Below are 19142 nucleotides of genomic sequence, written 5' to 3' on the forward strand. Positions count from 1 at the left end.
TTAAACGTGTGGTTCGTCGTACAGCTGCACCGTTGCCATGCGCGCCTCAGCCTCGCGCCTCCAGTCCTCAAACAGACGGCGCAGGGGCGCCTCGATCTCGCGCACCACCTGGTCGGGTTCTTTCACGTCGCCAAGCACGTCGACCTTGATCGACGGCGAGAACGTAAAGGTTTGCTCAACCTTCGGCGCCGGCGGTTTGACCGTGACCGCCTTGGCCGGCCCGGCCGGCTCAGGCAGTCGGGGTGCCGGCGCTTTCGCCTTGGCCACCATGTCGCGCACCACGTCGCCCAGTCCGTCCGGCCGGGGGGCCGGCTGGGGGGCTGCTTGAGCGGGTACGCCCTGGGCGACCTTGGGCGCCGGTGCGACCAGCACCAGGGGCGCCACCGGCGCCGCCTGGGCCATCGGCGCACGCGGCGCCGGCATGACCACTGGCTTGACCAGCAGCGGCGCAGGGGCCGGCACGCTGGGCTTGGACTGGTTGCGCACGGCATCGCCCAGGGCGGGCGCCGCCGGTGCCAGCAGTGGCGCAGCAACCGGACCCCGGTTGTCGACCACCATAGGCGCTGTCGGCGCTGCCTCGGGCGCGGTAACCCGTACTGCAGGCGCTGCTGCAGGTGGTACCACCACCGGCGCGACCGCCGGCGGAACAGGCTTGGCCTGGGCACGCACGGCATCGCCCAGGGCGGGCGCCGCCGGTGTCGGCAGTGGTGCAGCAACCGGACCCCGGTTGTCGACCACCACAGGCGCTGTCGGCGCTGCCTCGGGCGCGGTAATCCGTACTGCAGCCGCGGCTGCAGGTGGCACCACCACCGGCGCGACCGCCGGCGGAACAGGCTTGGCCTGGGCACGCACGGCATCGCCCAGGGCAGGCGCCGCCGGCGCCGGCAGTGGCGCAGCAACCGGACCTCGGTTGTCGACCACCACAGGCGCTGTCGGCGCTGCCTCGGGCGCGGAAACCCGTACTGCAGGCGCGGCTGCAGGTGGCACCACCACCGGCGCGACCGCCGGCGGAACAGGCTTGGCCTGGGCACGCACGGCATCACCAAGGGCGGGCGCCGCCGGCGCCGGCAGTGGCGCGGCGACCGGACTCCGGTTGTCGACCACCACAGGCACACGCTTGCCGGCATCGAGCACGGCCGGAGTGGCCGGCTTGGCCTCCTGCGGCTCCAGCGTTACGCGTAACGCCTCACCCGGCGCCGCCGGCGTTTCTGGCTTGGCCTCCCCTTCGGGCGCTTCCTCACCAAACCAGCGTTTGCCCAACCAGGCGCCGACCGACTCGCCGCCCATGCCGCCCAGCACGGCGCCGACAGCACCGCCCACGGCCGTGCCGATGACCGGCACCACCGAGCCAATGGCAGCACCTGCAGCTGCGCCCGCGAGCGTACCCGCGAGACTGCCCCCGGCGGCGCCGTAACCCTCGGCTTTTTCGTCCTGGGTCTTGGCGTTCAAGGCAACATCGAGCGCGGCTGTGCCGGCATCCATGAAATTGCCACCCGGCAAGCGCTTGGCCAGGCGCGTCACGCCGCGCATGGAGCGGGCGACCCTGCCCAGCTCGCCGGCGTCGTTCAGCGCCGTGGCAGCTGCAGGCAGCGACCGGGGCTTAGGCGTCGGCGCCTGGGGCACTTCGACCGCTGCCACTGGACGCACTGCGGCACCTTGCTTGGCCGCGCGCCGGCGCTCCCGGCGGCGACTTCTGCGACTACCCCTAGCAGGCCCTGCAGGGCCGCTATTAGCGACGGTGCTGCCGATCTTGCCAAAGGCATCGGCATTGACCACAAACACGCGCTGCGGGTCTTTGATGCCCCCGAGCGGATCATTGGCCGGCTCGGCATCGGTCGAACGCGGCGACAGCACCTTGTCCAGCACGCCCAGGCCGGCGTCGACCACCTTGTTGCCGGTCCTGCGCCGGCGCGCCGGCACCTCGTCTTCCTTGCCGCCACGCCCCATCCAGGCACCGCGCGCAAAGTTAACCGCGCCCTTGCCGATCCGGTACGCGCTAGCAGCAGTGCCTAACGCCAGAAGGCCCGCCACGGTGCCGGCAATGCCCGTCACGACCGCCGGGAACTTGTCCGACAGCGTGGTGATGCCCTGAGCAACCGCCGTCAGCCCCTTGGCCGCCATGTCGGTGGCCGGGCGGATGGCATCGCCAATGCTGCGCATGGCGTCGTCGGCCGCCTGCACCGTCTCCGCCCATTGCTGGGCCGAGGTTTCGCGGCGCTCGGCCAGGTTCTTGTCGAGGATGCCCGAGGCCTTCTTAGAGTCGGCTTTCAGTTCCTCATACAGCCCCCGGTTTTGCCCGTAGGCGGTCAGCGCCGCCTTGACCTGCATGTCAGCGAAAATATCGCCGGTGCGCAGGGTCTTCTCCAAGGCCTCCAGTGCCGCCCTGGCCTTCTCGGGGTCCACCTCTTTATCGATCTTGGCTTGGGCGTCCTTGATCTTTTTGGCTTGGGCCGGGTCGGTCGTCTCGACGTACTTCATGGCCAGGGCCATGGACGCCTCAATAACGTTCATGCCCTTCTGCAGGCCGGTGTTCAGCGAAGCCTGGTAATCAATGCCGGCGTCTTTGTAGGCCTTGACCACGTCGCCGGCGCCGATTTTCTCAATCCAGTTCTTGAGGTTGTTGGCGGCCTCGTCCGAACTGCCGGCGGTCTTCATCTGCACCTGCAGCATGGAACCCAGCGAAGTCACCGCGTCTATCCCGGTGATACCGCTTTTTTCCATGTTGGCCAGCAGCTGCGGGAACCACCGGGCCATGTCGCTGGCTTCAAAGCTACCCGCCTGGCCCTGGTAGGCGATGGCCTCCAGCGCCTGCTGCATGACTTTCGGGTCGCTGATTTTGGCGTTTTGCTCCAGCGCCTGAATCATGGACGCCGTATCAACACCCGACGCGCCTTGACCGATGGCAAACTTTGCTGCCACCGGCGCATAGGCCAGCGCCTTGTCCAGCTCCATGCCGGCACCGACCAGCTGGTTGACCAGGTCGGCAACGCCGTTACGGGCCATGCCGGTATCGGCCGCCGTATCGATCACCGTCCGGGTTAGCTGCTGCTCCTGGGGCTTGTTGGCAATGTCAGCCTTGATCGCAATGTCACGGATGATCGCCTGGTAATTCGCGCTGATCGTCGTCGGCACGGCAATAGCGGCCGTGGCCGCCACCGCCTTGCCCACGTTCGACTTGAGCGATTCCTTGCCCGCTTGAACCTGCTGGTGGCCTTTGACCTGCAGATCGGCGGCGCGCGCCTCGCGGCCCAGCCGCTGATACTCGCGACTCAGGCGGCCAACCTCGACGCCCTGGTTGCGCAGCGCCTCAAGGTTGCCGTTCAGCTTGCGCAGTAACTTGTCGGCGCCGGCGGCGCCACTGTCGTGCGCGCGCTTCCATTCCTCGCGCAGCTTGATGGTTTCGCCAATGGTGCTTTTCAGCACCTTGGCCTTGTTGCCCTTGGCTTCCAGTTTCTGGATGCCGTTTTCGACTGTCTTAAAGGCGGTGCCGACCGTTGAAGCGACGGCACCCCCGATGACCAGCATCAAAGGCTTTAACGCCATTGCTTACCCCCTCGCTGGCTCAGTCCGAGAGCCACCACATCACGTCCACATAGGGCATGGTCATGATTTCCTCGGCCGAGAAATTCAGCTCGGCCGCCAGTCGCTTGGCGGCCGCCTTCATGCTGTCGGGATTACAGTTCGTCCTCTTGCACCAGAAAGGTGTACCCGGTCGAGACACGGTTGTAATCCTTGTACATCAGGCCCTCCAGGTCCTTAACGCCGACCTCGGCCAGGGAGGCGAACAGGTTCAGCTCGCGCAGCTCGTCGTCGCCATCCGAGGTCTGACTGGAAATACGCATGTCGCGCACGGTCGGCGCGCGCAGGGTGATGGTGTCCACCTTGATGCCGTTCATCTCGGCTGGCTTGGTCAGGGTGACGGTTACGTTTTCAGCGGTCAGCTTGAGGTATTTCGGTACTGGCTTGCTCATGATTCGGTGTCCTTGAATCGAAAAGGAATGTGGAAGGGTTGCAGGGGGTTACAGGCCGAGGTCGCGGCGCTGGCTGGCCAGCTGGTCGACGCCGTTGATAACGCGCTTCATGGCCATCGGCTCGATTTCATAGATGACCTCGCCGCCGACCTCCAGCTTGTAGTAGGTCAGGGCCACAGCGTGCTTGTGTTCGGCCTTGTCGCCCGGCTTCCAGTCGCCCATGTCCAGCTCTTTCAGGGTGCCGCGCTGGGTGACGATCACCGCCTTGGTTTCGCCCTTCTGGCCCCTGAGCGAGCCACGGAACGTGCCGTTGAAGGCGTTACCGTCGGCCAGGCCAAAGAACTTCAACGCCTCTTTGCGCATGCCGGTGGTGGTGAAGCTGGACTCCATCTTTTCCATGCCCAGGTCCATCTCAATCGGCATATCCGTACCGCCTGGGCGGTACTCTTCCATTTTGAGGGACAGTTTGGGCAGGGTCAGGGACGGAACGTCGCCTTGAAAGCTGACGCCATCCACGAACAGGTTCATGTTGGCCAGAATTTCGGGAATCATTGCCATGTGATGCGCTCCTTAGGCGGCTTTATCGAGAACTTCGGTCAACCATTGGTTGGTTACATCGAAGAGGAAATTCGGGTTTTCGGCCGGTGGAACGTCAGTGAGACGAATGTTCCAATAAATCTTGCCCTGCTCCAGGGCGCTGGCCGTGTTGAGGTCTTCGTCGGCGTAGACTTCAAAGTTGATGATTGCGCCCTGGGCTTTCAGGTCGCGCATGAAGGCTTGCACACCCTCGGTTACGTCACGGACATAGGTCGAAGTAATGCCCCGGTCCACCGCCCACTTGTGGCCGTACAGGATCGCGTCCATGACCATGTCCAGGGTGCGCACGCGGGTAACGAACGCCCATTTCGGATCGCTCGACAGGGTGCGGTTGCCCCACAGGCGGAAACCGTCGTCGCGAATGATGGTCGCGATATTGGCGTTGTTCAGCAGGTTGGCCCGGCACGTTTCGTCGCCGTCTAGGTACTCGATGGCGCGGGTGGTGCCGGTGACGCCGACGAACTCCTTGTTCGATGGCGAGGCCCAGAAACCATATTCACGGTCGGTCCAGGCAAATACGCCGGCAGCCCAGGCCGAGGCCGGCGCGTCGACAGTTGCGCTGACAGTGGTATCCCAGAACTGCACGCCCGGATCGACCATGTACAGGCGCTCGGAACCGAACAGCTTGGCGTAGGTGTTCGCCGCCTCGTCGGTAGTGTTGGGGCCGTCGATGATCGCCAAAGCGCGCAGCTTGGCCGCGATGCCGGCCATGGCGGTGGCCACCGCCTGGGTCGCGCTGTGCTTGGGCGCGATGATCAGGCGCGGTTGCGCGTTGAAACGGCTTTTACCGTCCAGCAGCGCCTGCAGGCCGGTACGCTTGCCGTTGGCCTGCACGCCGCCAATGATCGCGGAAGTCTGCGCGGCCGCATCGGCACCCTTGGCCACACCCGAAGCGACGATGACCGCCTTGGAACGCGCATAGATCGCCTGGCAGGCTTTGGTGATGGCCGCATCGGCACCGAACGCGGCAACGGCCTCGCGCTCGTTGGTAATCAGCACCAGGTCGCCGACCTTGGCCGTTACGGTAACGCCCTCGGTGAAGGTGTCGACCAAACCAATGATCGAAGAGGACGGCAGCGAGATGGTGCGCGTGCCGGCGTTGACGGCCTTTACGGTAACGCCGTGAAAGAAGTTTGCAGCCATTGGGAATGCTCCAAAAGAAAGGGCCGCACTCGGCGGCCCAACAGAAACGAAAACGCCCCGGAATCGGGGCGCTCAAGGGAATGCAGGGAGTGGGTCAGACGACGCCGGGCACGCTCGCGCGAATGGCGTTAATCGCCCCGTCGGCGTAGCTTTCAGCCTGCGCATGGGTAGTCGCCTTGAGCACCTCGACCTTGCCTTTGAGGCGGGCCGCACGGATGGAGCAAACGGCCGCGTGCCATACCTGCGCCTCCTGCAGGATCGACTCGGCCGCCTCCACGGGCTCGACGCCTTGGGCATCGACCATGGCCTGTACGGTCAGCGGCACCTCACCGGTGTAACCCGCCTGCTTGAAGGCCTTCGCCTCGGCCTCGGCCAACTGGTTCTCGATAGCGCGCAGCGGGTCGCCCAGTGTCGCCGCCAGCGCCTGATCGGCCGCCTGGTCGATTTGCTGCTGGGCCACCAGCAGCGCAGCACCAATGGGCAGCGCATCGAAGTCGAAGCCGTTGTAGGTGGTATCGCCGTAAACGACGTTCAGAAAGGTTTTTTGCATGATCGCCTCACAGGCTCGACAGGTTGGTAATGATGTGGCCCAAATCTTTGGACAGCGTGCCCGCCGCGATACCCACGAACAGCGAGCCATTGAGTGCCGATGGCACCGCCGTGCCGGTCATCGACAACGCATAAAGCGCCGCGCCTGGCCCGATCAGCTTGCCCCGGAAGGTGCCGCGCAGCTCAAACGCGCAGTTGTACATGCGCACCTGCATGAGGATCGGGGCCGACGATCCGCTGGCAAAAGCCAGCGCATAGTAGGAGCTCAGATCGCCCGCGCTCGATGCCGGTAGGCTGACCGTCACGTTGAGCAGCTGAACGCTCGAACCGTTCGACATCCAGAACGACCCCATGCGCGGCAGTGTGTCGCCATCCGGGATGAACTCATTGCAAACCAGCTTTCGCCCCGCCCCCGCCACACCTGCAATGACTACCTGGCGACCGAGCGTGTAGATGCTCTTGTCGAGCACATAGTCCTTGGCCAGCCACGCCGTAACCCGCCCGCCATCCGGCGTGGCATCGACAGCCTTCTGCAGGGTCTTGAACGGGCTGGCCTCGGTCCCTAGGCCATTGGCGTCGTCGCCCAGCTGCGGGTCAACCCAGTAGGCGCGAACAATCGCCGGTGCTGCCGCGATTGCTGCAGCGACGGCAGCGTCAATCGCGGTTTTCTTACCGCTGAAATAATCGATCAGCTTATTGTTTGCCGCGACCAGCGCGGCGATTTCAGTTTCAAGGCTCATGGTTATGATCCGTACAAGTGTTGGACAACGGTGTATTGAAGGGCCATCAGCCCGGTGGCATTGGCAACCGTCGCGCTCAGCAGACTGTCGCGGGTTTCGGTGGCGGTTTTCTCAGCAGCAGCCATACGCTCCAACAGACCGCTGATTTGCTCTTCTGAAATGCGCTGCAGGCGCTCCTGGCTAACCAGGCGGTCTTGCTGCTGCAGGGTGCGCAGCTGCTCGGCAATGAGCGCCGTGGCCTGCACGGCCAAGGGTTCGGCTAGCGTAAGGTTGAGGCCGGCGGCCGTACTGGTGATGGTCACGCTGTCCGCCGGCAGCGCCGCCAGTGACAGGTCGTAGGCCAGCAGCAGGTCGATGTTGGGGGCCTTATAGGCCAGCGCCTCGGTCAGGTGCGACCAGACCGCCAACAACGTGCCATCCGTGAGGAAAATGCCGATCTCGCGGACCCAGTAGCCGGTCGTACCGGCCGCGACAGCGGTCAAGTGCAACAGGGTGCTGCTCAGCTTCTCGCCGCTGGAAATCGGAAAGCGCGCCACCTCGTTGCGCAAGGTCTTTTGATCTGCTGACGGGGTGTAGGCCTGGCTGCCCAGGGCGATGAATCCGATTTCGGCCGAGAGACCGATTTTCGTCGCCGTCAGGATCGCCGCCAGGCCGGCCTTGGTGATGACAGGTTGCAAACCTGTACTCATAGAACAGCCTCCATGTAGCCCCGCACGACCGTGCGCACCTGCGCCGCGTTGGCCACCAGCGGGGCACCTTCTGCTTGAATAGGAACGCCCTGCGCCTCGGCAAATAGCCGGGATACGCTGGACGCATTGAGCGCATTGGCAAACAGCACCGTCTGCGCCATGAGGTCGACGGGCACCGCTTGGGCTTCCATGGACTGATGCTGTACGGCACGCGCCTGGAATGCGTTACCCAGCACCAGCCCCCCATCGAAGCGCGCCCCCAGCCGAAACTCGTAGTGGCTGCGCTCGTTCTTCGCCGCGTCGACCAGGGCACGCAAACGCGCGCCCAGTTCGGGCGAGATAATCGAACCCTCACCCGCCCGGTTTTCATTGGCCCAGGCCGTGACCTGGAATGTGTACGGGGCGGCGTTCGGTATCTGGTGCCACTCCTTGAACTCCGCATTGACCCGCACCGCCTTGAGCACCCGCCGGATTGCGCCGACGGTGCCCTTGGTCTTGTGAACAGGAATCGCCTCACGGCTCAGCGCGCGGCGCTGGTCATCGGTGTAAGCGGCCTCCCAGCCCTCGACCTTGAGCGCCCAGCCCAGCCAGGGCAGGAAGTTGGGCGGGCAGCGTGCCGAGTCGGCAACGCCCCGGATAATGTCCGGGTCCACACCCATCTCGCCGGCGCGCTCCAGCGAGCGCTCCAGCAACGTGGCGTTGTGCGGTAACAGGCTCATGTGACCACCTTCGTGGTCAGGGTGATGGAAGTGGCGCGCGGGTAATGCCGCTTGTCACACACCACACCCGCCACCGGCTTGACCAGGTCGACACGGCTGATTCCCGTTACGTGTAACGCCGCGTAGACGGCCGATACGGGCAGTTGCCCCTCCAGCCGACGCGCGGCGGCCATGGCCTTGTCCAGGCTGGCCCTGGCTGCAGCAAGGACAACGTCAGGGTCTGGCCCGTCCTCCACCCACAGCACCGCCTCCACCTGGAAGTCGCTAGGGATGCCGCCCTGCGCGCGCGGCCGATCCGTCACCGGGCGCACATCCTCAGCCGACAGCGCTTTGAGGACGGTGGCCACCAGTTGCGCCTCGGGCACGGTGCTTGCCGGTCGGGCCAGAACAGCCAGCGACACATCGCCAGGCAGCGGATTGGCTAGGCCGGCGTCGTAGTCACAGACCACGACAATGGCCCCGGCCGGCAGCTGCGCTTTAACCGCGGCTGGCACCGCGACCCCGGAAAACCGGGGCGAATCGACCGAAACGTGCACCAGCTCGGCCGATGAACTCAGCGCGTGATACTCATAGGCCCCGCTGCTGCCGGCGACAGACAGCGCCTCCAGCGACAGACGCGTGCGGTAGCGCAGCGCCTCGTCGTCTTCCATCACTGCCTCCACCGGCGGCACCGCGTCGGGGTCAGCCGCGCGAATGGTCAAGCGCTGCACACCGTAGTCGGCCGCGCGGTTGTCCAGGTCGGCGCGCTTGGCGTAGGCCAGCAAGCTAGCCTTAGCCGCCGCGTTGACACGGGCACGCATGACCAGCTCACGGTAGGCCATGACCTCCATCAGCTTGACCACCGGGTCGGACTCCAGCAGCGCGGTCCACTGGTCGCGCATATGGGCGCGGAAGATGCCAAGCACCTCCTGATACAGCGTCTCAAACTCCAGGGTTTCCACCACGTCGGGCGGGGGCAGTAAAGACAGGTCAATCATGCGCTCACCTCCACAACGGCGGAGCTACCCAGGTACTGGCCTGTCAGCAACAGGCCAATCTGGCCATCCACCACCGAAACGACCTTGACCCGCTCCAGCTGCAGGCGCGGCTCCCAACGCCCCAGGGCGCGGGCGACCTCGGCCTGCACAGCGCTTTTCCAGCCCTCGTTAACCGGCAGGTCGACAAAGCGGCGCAGGTTGCAGCCGTATGCAGGCCGCATGCGGCGACTACCCAAGGGCGTAGTCAGGATGTCCTCAATCGACTGTTTCAGATGATCGAGGCCGGTGGATTTCTGGCCGGTCCTGCGGTCCAGGCCAATCATGCTTAGCCGTCCAGCTGCTGCAGGTCGGCATGGGCACGCAGGAACGCCAGCGCCTCGGCGTCGTCGGCCTGGACGGTCACGCGGCCGGCCTGCACCTTGAACTCGCGCAGGTCGTCACCGACCTGCAGGAACAGCGAGCGCGAGGTGAAAACGCGGTCGGTGAAGATCACGCCAGCCGGCTCAGCGGCTGCAACGACGGTGTCGGCGCCGTCGGCACCAGGTACAACTGCGGATTCGGCCGCATCCGTTGCCGCGTCAGTCTCGGCGGTTTTCTTGACTGCCATATGTGATGCTCCAGAAAAGACAAAGCCCGCGAATGCGGGCTGTCAGTGCTTGTGGTTCGCCGTGTTACCGGCGGTGTCGATGATTTTCCCAAGGCCGAGAATGTCGCGCGTTACTAGTAACGCACCGTCGATCTTCACATTGCCCTGCAGAAGAATCTCAGGCGCTATAGCCGTATACGTCTCGGCCTCGGCGGTGATCGCCTTTGATTTCGCTGTGATTGCGTTGTCGGTGATCGTCGCCTTGCTGCTACCGACCTCGATGTTGACCGTGCCGGTGGGCAGCTTGATGGTGTAGCTATTGGCCGCCCAGTCGTAGACCAGGGAGCCGCCATCGTCGAACCGCCACACCTCGACATGATCGCGATTGTCCGGCGGCGGGCCGGCGTTGCCGTACAGCCCAGGAACGAATGTCCCTTGCGCAGGCTCGCCGCTCGGGCTCACCAGCACGCCCTGCTCGCCCAGGCTAGGCGCACGCCAGTGGCGGGCCTTGCCAGCGGCGATGGCATGCCAGCGCACCCAGGCGCTCGTCCAGTCGCCGCCGTCAGTGACCCGCACCCTGGCGGCGACCAAGTCGACCGCCACGACGTAACAAGGAATCACCAGTCCAGCCAGCATGCGGTCCGTCTGTGCGGCCGCGTAACTCATGCCAGCGCCTCCGGCTCCCGATACAGGTCCTCGTTGCCGGGGCCAGTGTCGGGGTCAAAGGAGAACACCAGCGAGCCAGGCGGCTCGTTCTCCCAAGGCCATTCGGTTTCCCCCAGGTAAACGTCCTGCTGCCACTGCACTGCCCAACCGATGCAGCGTGCCAGCTCGGGCACGAACTCCGCCGGCATGGCCTGCGCGTTATCGGTTGGCCCGACAAAGTCGAGCTTCCAATACTGCTGCTGCAGCACCTTCATCAGCTTGCTGGCCAGAATGGCCGCCTGAAGAGGCGCCAAGGCGCGGCTGGACTCCAGCAACACCAGCGACTCAAACGTCACCTTGAGGCACAGGCGGCCGTCGCCGGGGTCATCGCCGGGGGCAAAATTGGTCGCCGCGTACAGCAGCGCCGGTAGCGCCATGCCCTCTTTGACCAACTTGGGGTAAGCCTCGATCAGCTGGAATTGCGGCAGCTCCGCCTGCAGGGTCGCGGTCATCGCGTCATGCAGCTGTTTCAGCTCGCTGGGGATCACCGGTGGCTCGTCAGAAGATATCGGCGGTTCTTGCATGCTTCACCTCCAGCACCAGGGCAACCATGCCGTCGCCGGTAGCTTCTGGTCGTACCACGGTGTAAGGGCCACCGCCCTCATGGGGCGGCAGTTCGATGGTCAGGGCGGCGCCCCTGGGCAGGCGTGCGGCGTCGGCCGACAGCACCGTAAACCGTGGCTCGTCCAGCTCGGCCGCGTCGATGCCCTTGGCCGCACGCTTGCTGCCCAACTGGGGGTCAAGGGCCGGGTTGCTAAAGACCCCCAACACCTTGCTGCCATCCTCAAGCGTTGCGCTATCACCTACCCGCTCAAGGATTCGCTCTGTGCGGGAAGCCATGCGCTCGCGAAAGCTCGGGCGGACCATTACTGCACGATCAGCACGTCGGCGTAGCCGTCGACGGTATCGGTCAGCTGCTTGCCGTAGGGCAGCGCATCGGGGGTGCCATCGGCCACCAGGGAGCCATTGAGCACGCTTACCTTGGCGCCACTCTTGAGCCCGGCCGACGACGGCACGCGCCATACGCCGCAGGTGCGATAGGTAATCAGGGTGCCCTTCGCCCCCGATTGCAGCGGCATCACCGCCAGACTTCCGATCACCTGGGGCACGCCGGCGACCGATCCGCCGGTGGGTGCCGGCCCGGTGATACTGCCGCCGGCTTGAACGTAGTTCTTGGCCATAGCCATTTTCTCCTGTCCAGAAACAACAAACCCCGCATAGGCGGGGTGCTTGGGGGTGGTCTGCGGTTACGCGCCGAAAGACTTGTTGAGGCCGCGAGAATCCAGCGCGGCAACGCCGGCGTCGATCCGCACCTTGGTGGCCACGCCGTCGACGGTGAAGCCTTCTTGCTGCTCCATGTACGGCTTGTCGACGCCATCCAGGTAAGAGACTTCGACAGTGTCCCGGCCCTGCGCTGCGGCCAGATACCACGACTTCGCGTTGTCGTCGTCCAGGCGCGGCTCGGCGATCACCTCAGCGAAATTGCGAATCGGGTTATCAACGCCGGCGTTTACATCGGCGCCCGGAACCGAGGCCGAACGGATCAGTTGCTTGGCCTTGTCTTCCAGGGCCACCGGGCACAGCAGGAAGGCCGGGCGAATGTTCAAGGTGCGACCTTTACCGCCTTCAACCTGCGTTTTCTGCAACGCCATGGCGTTCTTCGCGGTAATCATTGCCTCGATCGACAGCGCCGAACCGGCACCGGTGAACAGGTTCTTACGGGTAGCATCGAACAACGGTTTGCCGTCACTCATTTTGGCGTTGTTGATCAACACCGCGTAGACCAGGTCCCCGATGGTGCCGCGAGCGGCCAGGCCCATGTTGTAGGGAATGGTACTCAGCAGGTCGAGGTCATCGTTGATGATGGCCTGGCGGGTGATCGAGAACAGCTCGCCGTAGGTGGCCAGGCTAATGGTCTCGCCACGGTCGCCGGTGGTGATGTACTTGTATTCAGCACCAGGGCGCACTTCACGCAGGGACGGGAAAGCACCCATGCCGACACGCTTGGCAACGCGGAAGTCGCTCAGGCGACCACGGCGGGTCCACTGGTCGAACGTCTCGGGCGCCTCGTCCCAGCCGGCTAGCACCGACACGGCTGCGGTGTCGATCAGGATGTTACCGAAATCGCTGGTGTCATGGGTGAAGGCCAAGCCGACCATCTGCATAGGGTTGAGCGACGCGGTCAAGATACCGCGATCATTCAGCGAGGCACGGGCCAGCTCTCGCAGGCTCATGTGGTTATAGGCGTTGTCGGCCTCGTTTTCAGCGTGGCCGATGCGCCCCGCCAGCGCGGCACGCACCGAGTCACCTACCAGGTTGCCGTTGCTGATATGGCCGTGCTGCCCGGCCACTTGACTACCGGTCGGCGTGGTCGACTTGCCCATAAGGGCCAGCAGCTTGGCGTTGGCCGACTCCAGGCTGCAATTGGTGTCGTTCAGGCACTCGTCACGCAGGGCTGCCCCGCCATCGACGGTCGGGAACATGGCAAAGGCGGCGGTGATACTGGAACGGCGGGTTGCCTCGGCCTGCAGCACGCGAGCCTCGATTTGTGCCGGGGTTTCGTTCGCCGGCGGCTGGGTCGGCTGATTGACCGGCGGGGTTGGCTGGTTCACCGGCGCCGGTGGCTGGGTCTGGCCACGCGGGGCGAACATCGGTTGTGCAGCGGTGGGCATGTTGGTGTACTCCTGCATGCGTTGAGAGTTGAGTGCGGCGAAGGCTTCCAGCGCCCCCACCAATTCATCGGCAAAGCCCAGCTCGACAGCCTCGGCGCCGGTCATCCACGTTTCAGCGGAAAGCAGCTCCTTGACCTCGTCGGCGGTCTTGCCGGTCTTGTTCGTGTACGCCGCCACCAGGGAATCCTCGACCTTGTCCAGCAGGTCGGCGTAGCGGCGCATCTCGTCCGCGTCACCACCCTGGATGCCCCAAGGCTTGTGCACCATGACCATGGCGTTTTCGGGAATGCGGATAACGTCTGCGGCCATCAGGATCACGCTACCCATCGACGCCGCCAAGCCGTCCACGGTGCCCTCCACGCGCGCCGGGTGATTGCGCAGGAGGTTGTACATGGCCATCCCCTCGAATACGTCGCCGCCGGGGGAATGCACATGCAAATTGATCTGTGACACGTCACCGAGGGCTTTCAGATCGCGGGCAAACTGGTTCGCAGAGATACCCCAGGCGCCAATCTCGCCGTACAGCATCAGGTCGACCACGCCACGCTGACTGGATGCGCGCAGCGTGTACCAGGTCTGTGCAGCCGGGTCAGCCGTCGTCGCCACCGCCGCGCGCGGCCCCAGTACGGGCGGACTTTCCCGCCTTCTTCGTTTGTTCATTGGGTTGGTTTCTCCCGTAATACTCGTGGTAGGCATCCGAACTGAACACCAGATCGTTTGCCCGGTTGTCGGCAATCTCGGACTTGCGAGACGCCTTAAGCTCGGACGGGTTGCGGCCACGTGAACGGGCCATTTCCGCCTCGTCGGCGCCGCCGATCTTGATGAGCGTTTCCCAGGCATCAGCCTCATGCACCGGGTTGATCCACGGCATCACAGGCCCCTGATAAAACGCGCCGTAGATGGTCCGAGGATCCACATCTGCCGGCACCCTGAGCTGGCCGCTCAGAATCGCCATGCGCAGCCAATTGCGGTACACGCGGCGGCACCAGTAGTCGATGAACTCATGTTGCAGCAGGTCGTAACCCAGCTGGCCCTCCACCAGTTCCTGGCGTTGAGCCGAATAGGTGCCGTCGTAGCTGCGCGCCACGCTGGAATAGGTGCCACGCGTACCGGCCGCCACCGCCTTGAGCTGTCCGTTGCGGAACCCCTCGAGGAACGGGTTAGGCCGGTTACTTTCGATCATCCCTACGTCTTCACCCGGCAACAGGGTGTCGACCACTACGCCAGGCGCAATGGGGAAGGTCCGCTCGGTCCGAGTCTCGCCGGGACCGGCCGGCACATAGTCATCCGGCGTGCCCTTCTTGATGTACATGGCCAGCGCCGCACTGATCCGCGCCGCCACCCGCTCGCTTTCCTCGTAGTCCTTGATATCCGCCAGGCGGATCAGGACCGCGTGGAGCAGCGGCTGGCCACGGCTCTGACCAATGCGCTTGCGGTAGGCAACGTGAATCACTTGCTCGGCCGGCACGCGCTTGGTGTTTTGCGCCAGGCCGCCGCGAAGGCCGGCGGGGTGCCCCTTGTACAGGTGGTAAGCCAGCACGCGGCGCCACCCGTTGCGCTCAATGCCCTGGACAATGCCCTTGGAATCGTCGGTGTACTCGATGGGCAGATAATCCGCCTCCAGCAGCTCCAGGGCATAGGGCACACCGTGCAGGTGCTGGTAGTTCGGCACTTTGCCCATCAGTTCCTGGGCAAGCGCCTCGCCATCGCGCAGCCAGCTGCGGCACACCAGGCGCTCCATCTGCGGCCGCGTCAGCTCTCCCGAAGCCTCGGGCTTAAGCGACCACTCCCCCCACAGCGCATTGATGGCGGCGGCGAACTCACGGTGCACCGTGCCATCCAGGTGCAGCGGGATCGGCTCAACCGCAATGCCGGAACCGCCCACCACACGCTCCTCCAGACGATCAAACAGCCCGGTGACAATGTCGTGGTCTTCGTCCAGCTTGCGGCACTGCTCACGCATCGACTTGAGCGTGTGATTCAGTGATCGGTCAGCGCTGCCGGTCTGCTTCTTGGCCTTGTGGGTCCGGGTGGGCTTGGCGGCTTCAAACGCCATGATCACGCTTCGCGCGTGCATCCTGCTCAGCGCCGTCTTGGGAAAAAACGGCGCAATGGCCTTGTCGATCAGATCCCCAATCATTGGAACGTCGCCAGGGCGAAGCCCGGACGCCCCCCGCGCGCCTGGGCCACTGCTCGGCGCTCCCAGTACAGTCGGCCGTCACGAATCTGGTTCAGCTCGGCATACACGAAACGGCGACCATTCAGGGTCACATCCTTTCCGCCTGCCACCAGGTCGGCCTCGGCCTGCATGTAAAGCGCGACCATCTGTTGGGGGGTCAAGGTTTCTACGGCATTTACGTCAGCCATCCGCTTGCTCCTGTTTCAACCCAGCCGCCGGCGGCAGGCTGGTGGTCTGGTTGCGGCGCCACCGGCGCCGGCGACGGCGGAAGTGCCGGCGCTGGTGGTTCTTCCGGCTCGGCCGTTGGTGCTGGTTCTGCAGGCACTTCCCAAACTCCGGTTTCCGGGTTCTGACTGGCCAGCAGGTCGAGGTCGAGGCCAAAGCGCTCTTGGCTGATGCGCAAGGCCGCCAGGGCGTACACCAGGCAGTCGAGCGCCTCGTTTCGTTTCTTGCTGGCATCCCAGCGCAACACCCGCCGCCCTTTCACCAGCACCCATTTTTTGGTTTCGCTGGTCAGCTGCTTGAGCTCGTCGTCGTCGCAGATCGAATCGTCGGCCGGGAAGTGGATCAGGCCAGGCACCGGGCGGTTGCCGTCCGGCTGCAGCTTGAGGCGGTTGTAAATGACCTCCTTGGCGTTGTCGGTACCAATCTCGGTCAGGTAGGTTTTTGACTTCTTGTCCTTCTTGCGCGGGAAGTTGGCAATGGGCTTGCCGTAGGTACTGGCCCCGAAAATCGGGATCACCCAGTGCAGACCGTGCTTTCGGCTTTGCGCCCGCACCGTCTCCGAATGGTGGCCGCCGGAGTCCCAGCACCACCGCAAAACGCCCATCTTGGTGCCGTCGGCGCGGGTAAACTGGCGATGCAGTTCCAACCCGACTTGGCGCAGCAACTCGACACTGGCCGGGTCGCCCGTCAACACTCGACGGTAAATCAGCCACTTTTCCTCGTCCTTGCCGAACGCCCACACCCGAAGCTCGTAACGGTCGTCTTGGGTGTCGACGCCCCCTGTCAGAACCAAGGCGCGCGCCGGCACCTGGGCCGCATAGACCTCGCGACGGTCGCGCAGCTGTTCCCAGTCGACTTTCTCGGCCAGGTTTTCCTCCCACACCTCGCCTAGCGTGGTGTTGACGAAGGTTTTCAGCTTGCCCCGGTCGTTGCCGACCTTGACGAAGTCGGTCGCGATATCGACCCAGGTGGTAAACGTCGAATAGCCCGTCCACACACTGAATGTCACTGAGCGCGGCGTTACGGTCGGCGCTCCATCAGCGTCGAACCACTCCATGCTGTCGCGTGTCCAGATGCCCGAGCGCTCGCAGACCCAGCGGCCGGATTCCTCGGCCGCCGCGACCATTTCGTGATACTCGAACGTACCGCCCTGGCAATGCGGGCACAGATACCAGGCCGCTTCGACCTCATGACGATCATTGAGCCGCCACTTGATGCCGAACGGCTCATCTTTGCCACCCCACGCCAGTACCAGCTCGTTGCCGCAGCAAGGCGCTTTGATGTTGAGCCGCAGGTCATGCCGCGACTCAATGGCGGCGCGGGTAATCTGGCACTTCTCGGCCTCGGTCGGCGTTGAGCCCCTGATTGACTTCTTGAAGGTGGCGCCCTCCAGGCGCTTGTCGCCCAGGAACGTCGGCGCCCCCTCTCCCTCGATATCCTCGTCAAACTTCGACAGCTCGTCGTAAATGACAGTGTCCGGGCTCTTTTCCCGATAGTTGCGCGCCGCCTTGCCACCCAGGCACCACAGCATCTTGCGGTTGGCAAAACACTTGGCCTCCAGGGTGTTGTCGCGGTGCTTCATGCCGTACCAGGGCGCCAGATCGAGGACCAACGGCACATCACGGATCATGCCCTCAATGTGCCGCTTCATGACGCCCTCGGCGTCGCCCTCAGTCGGGCAGTACATCAGCACATTCCGCTTTTTGTGCTGCACCAAATAGCCAATGAACGCCATCAGCATCTTGGTGTAGCCGAGGCGCGCCGACTTCACGAAATTGACTTCACGGATCAGGTCATTGCCCATCGCGTTGAGGATGGCCACCTGAAACGGCGCGGTTGTCCATCGGCCTTCCTGGTAAGAAGACTCCGACGACAGGTAAAAATGTTTGTCCGCCCATTCGACAACGGTCATCGGCGGCTCTTTGTACAACGCCGACAGCCCGACCTTGATTGCGTCGGCTAGCGATGCCAGCCATGGTGGGTCAGCCTCCGTCGTCATCCATGGCGGAAATGAACTCATTCAAAATCTCCGGCAAACGCTCGTTCAGCTTCGCCGCTTCGTTACGCGTAACGGCCACCTCGCGCTGCACCGCTTCAAGGTGCCGAGGCTCGATATCGGGGTGCTTGCGCTTGACCTTGGTGTGCACCGTGTCGAGGGTTGAGCCGATTAAACTGGTGACTCGGCTCAGGGCGAAAGTCACGAAATCGACCGGCACCAGGTGGCGCCGCTTGACCTCGTTTCGCATCGCTTGGGCGTCGGCCTGCTCTTTGGTCAGCCGCAGGCGCTCTTGCAAAAGCTTCTGCTCGGCAAGCGGGTCAATGTCATCGCCGGCAAGTTGTTGTTTCCCGCTCTGGTTCTTAAGGCGGTTATCCACCACCGAACGAACGTCGTAAAACGATTCTCGGCCGATCTTTTGGACCGGCTCGACGCCCCATTTGTCAAAGGCTGTAACCGAAATCCCGAGGCTTTCGGCCATGCGTTTTTTGTTCAGCCAGTACGGCTGTCGGGTAATCGTTGGATTTGTCATGGACTAAACAACAACCAACCTCCGAATTTGGGTCATACATAGCGAAACGGCGGGGCCCGAATTACCCCCAATGCCCGGTGGGGCCAGGAGGACCCGTTACCGGGGGACAGCGGGCGGCCTTACTTCGCGGTCAGAATCGCTTCGCGGAGGGCGCTGGCCAGTTCGGCCTGACCGTGCGCTTTGACGATGTTTTCACCGATCTTGAAGAACGGGAAAATCACCCGGTACTGCGGTGCGCCGCCGGTGTAAAGGAACACCGGCGAAACCTGCTTACGAGTCTTTCGCTCCCACACACCGGTATCATCGCCCACCGTTCCGATGAAATAGCGCTCGGCGTTGCCCTTGCGCTTACTGCGCTTGCTGCCGGTAGCGTTGGCCTGATAGCCACGCCGCGCTTCAGCCGCGCCAAGCCCCGACAAGATGCGAGTCATGACACCGCGCGAAACGTTGCCGTACTGGTTCAACAGGTCAGAATTGGGCACCGCGAACTGCCCTGACCTCATTAAGCCGTGGGCAATCAGCGACTTCTCGAAGCGCTTGTACGGCCGCGCGCCGCCCTGGACCGCCTGCTGTAGGTATGTGTCAGCGGGTATGCCAGTGGTCCACTGGTCCTTGAACCAGACTTGCGCGCCACGACTTTTGGTGGCTGCCCTGGCTAACAGGCTGCGCATGGTAGTCGGTGTTGGACGATCCAGGCGTTTGCCCATCACCTCGGCAATACCCGGCTTGATGCGTTTAGTGGCCAATCGCGTCTGAGCGAGCATCAAAGCAAAGGGGATTTGCTTTCTCTGAATGTCCGAAATTTCTCGAGCTAGGGGCACACTGTCGATATCAAGCTTCAGGTCGATCATGCAGCCCCCGG

General features: G+C 63.9%; 21 protein-coding genes. All 21 read right to left on the reverse strand.

Features of this window, described 5'->3' with window-relative positions; genetic code table 11:
• Complete coding sequence (locus ACIQYU_RS18055) at positions 1–3543, reverse strand: phage tail tape measure protein (protein WP_402801223.1); 3543 nt, start codon at positions 3541–3543, stop codon at positions 1–3.
• Positions 3544–3674: 131 nt separating this feature from the next.
• Positions 3675–3971 (reverse strand): phage tail assembly protein, encoded by a 297-nt coding sequence (locus tag ACIQYU_RS18060; RefSeq protein ID WP_402801225.1) that lies wholly within the window; start codon positions 3969–3971, stop codon positions 3675–3677.
• A gap of 48 nt (positions 3972–4019) precedes the next feature.
• Positions 4020–4529, reverse strand: a complete 510-nt coding sequence (locus tag ACIQYU_RS18065; RefSeq protein WP_402801227.1) for a phage major tail tube protein — start codon at positions 4527–4529, stop codon at positions 4020–4022.
• A gap of 12 nt (positions 4530–4541) precedes the next feature.
• Positions 4542–5711: a phage tail sheath subtilisin-like domain-containing protein gene (locus tag ACIQYU_RS18070; protein ID WP_402801230.1), complete on the reverse strand. Its 1170-nt coding sequence runs from the start codon at positions 5709–5711 to the stop codon at positions 4542–4544.
• 94 nt (positions 5712–5805) lie between these two features.
• Positions 5806–6261, reverse strand: coding sequence for a hypothetical protein (locus ACIQYU_RS18075; protein ID WP_402801233.1), 456 nt, complete (start codon positions 6259–6261; stop codon positions 5806–5808).
• 7 nt (positions 6262–6268) lie between these two features.
• Positions 6269–7000: a hypothetical protein gene (locus tag ACIQYU_RS18080; protein WP_402801235.1), complete on the reverse strand. Its 732-nt coding sequence runs from the start codon at positions 6998–7000 to the stop codon at positions 6269–6271.
• 2 nt (positions 7001–7002) lie between these two features.
• Positions 7003–7689 carry a phage tail protein gene (locus ACIQYU_RS18085; protein ID WP_402801237.1) on the reverse strand — a complete coding sequence of 229 codons (687 nt, stop codon included), beginning with the start codon at positions 7687–7689 and terminating at the stop codon, positions 7003–7005.
• Positions 7686–8408 (reverse strand): phage tail protein I, encoded by a 723-nt coding sequence (locus ACIQYU_RS18090; protein ID WP_402801239.1) that lies wholly within the window; start codon positions 8406–8408, stop codon positions 7686–7688. Before ACIQYU_RS18090 ends, ACIQYU_RS18085 begins: the two co-directional genes overlap by 4 nt.
• On the reverse strand, positions 8405–9385 hold the full coding sequence (locus ACIQYU_RS18095; RefSeq protein WP_402801241.1) for a baseplate J/gp47 family protein: 981 nt from the start codon (positions 9383–9385) through the stop codon (positions 8405–8407). The genes ACIQYU_RS18090 and ACIQYU_RS18095 overlap by 4 nt, the downstream gene beginning before the upstream one ends.
• Positions 9382–9708 carry a GPW/gp25 family protein gene (locus ACIQYU_RS18100; protein ID WP_402801244.1) on the reverse strand — a complete coding sequence of 109 codons (327 nt, stop codon included), beginning with the start codon at positions 9706–9708 and terminating at the stop codon, positions 9382–9384. The genes ACIQYU_RS18095 and ACIQYU_RS18100 overlap by 4 nt, the downstream gene beginning before the upstream one ends.
• A gap of 2 nt (positions 9709–9710) precedes the next feature.
• Positions 9711–9992 (reverse strand): hypothetical protein, encoded by a 282-nt coding sequence (locus ACIQYU_RS18105; protein WP_402801246.1) that lies wholly within the window; start codon positions 9990–9992, stop codon positions 9711–9713.
• A 42-nt stretch (positions 9993–10034) separates the two neighbouring features.
• Positions 10035–10637: a phage baseplate assembly protein V gene (locus ACIQYU_RS18110; protein ID WP_402801247.1), complete on the reverse strand. Its 603-nt coding sequence runs from the start codon at positions 10635–10637 to the stop codon at positions 10035–10037.
• Entirely contained in the window at positions 10634–11200 is a 567-nt protein-coding gene (locus ACIQYU_RS18115; protein ID WP_402801249.1) for a hypothetical protein, read from the reverse strand. The genes ACIQYU_RS18110 and ACIQYU_RS18115 overlap by 4 nt, the downstream gene beginning before the upstream one ends.
• Positions 11175–11447, reverse strand: coding sequence for a hypothetical protein (locus ACIQYU_RS18120; protein WP_402801251.1), 273 nt, complete (start codon positions 11445–11447; stop codon positions 11175–11177). Before ACIQYU_RS18120 ends, ACIQYU_RS18115 begins: the two co-directional genes overlap by 26 nt.
• A 95-nt stretch (positions 11448–11542) precedes the next feature.
• The gene (locus ACIQYU_RS18125; protein ID WP_402801254.1) at positions 11543–11857 is read right to left on the reverse strand and encodes a hypothetical protein; all 315 of its coding nucleotides are present in this window, start codon (positions 11855–11857) and stop codon (positions 11543–11545) included.
• 66 nt (positions 11858–11923) lie between these two features.
• Complete coding sequence (locus ACIQYU_RS18130; protein WP_402801256.1) at positions 11924–14008, reverse strand: ClpP-like prohead protease/major capsid protein fusion protein; 2085 nt, start codon at positions 14006–14008, stop codon at positions 11924–11926.
• Positions 13938–15488, reverse strand: coding sequence for a phage portal protein (locus tag ACIQYU_RS18135; RefSeq protein WP_402801259.1), 1551 nt, complete (start codon positions 15486–15488; stop codon positions 13938–13940). Before ACIQYU_RS18135 ends, ACIQYU_RS18130 begins: the two co-directional genes overlap by 71 nt.
• Positions 15485–15715 carry a primosomal replication protein PriB/PriC domain protein gene (locus ACIQYU_RS18140; RefSeq protein ID WP_402801261.1) on the reverse strand — a complete coding sequence of 77 codons (231 nt, stop codon included), beginning with the start codon at positions 15713–15715 and terminating at the stop codon, positions 15485–15487. The genes ACIQYU_RS18135 and ACIQYU_RS18140 overlap by 4 nt, the downstream gene beginning before the upstream one ends.
• Positions 15703–17751 (reverse strand): phage terminase large subunit family protein, encoded by a 2049-nt coding sequence (locus ACIQYU_RS18145; RefSeq protein WP_402801456.1) that lies wholly within the window; start codon positions 17749–17751, stop codon positions 15703–15705. Before ACIQYU_RS18145 ends, ACIQYU_RS18140 begins: the two co-directional genes overlap by 13 nt.
• Positions 17735–18229, reverse strand: coding sequence for a terminase small subunit (locus ACIQYU_RS18150; protein ID WP_402801262.1), 495 nt, complete (start codon positions 18227–18229; stop codon positions 17735–17737). Before ACIQYU_RS18150 ends, ACIQYU_RS18145 begins: the two co-directional genes overlap by 17 nt.
• 170 nt (positions 18230–18399) lie before the next feature.
• Positions 18400–19131, reverse strand: a complete 732-nt coding sequence (locus ACIQYU_RS18155) for a hypothetical protein (RefSeq protein WP_402801265.1) — start codon at positions 19129–19131, stop codon at positions 18400–18402.
• Between the last annotated feature and the right edge of the window lie 11 nt (positions 19132–19142).

Origin of the sequence: Pseudomonas sp. NPDC096925, from assembly GCF_044762545.1 — a bacterium.
GTDB lineage: Bacteria > Pseudomonadota > Gammaproteobacteria > Pseudomonadales > Pseudomonadaceae > Aquipseudomonas.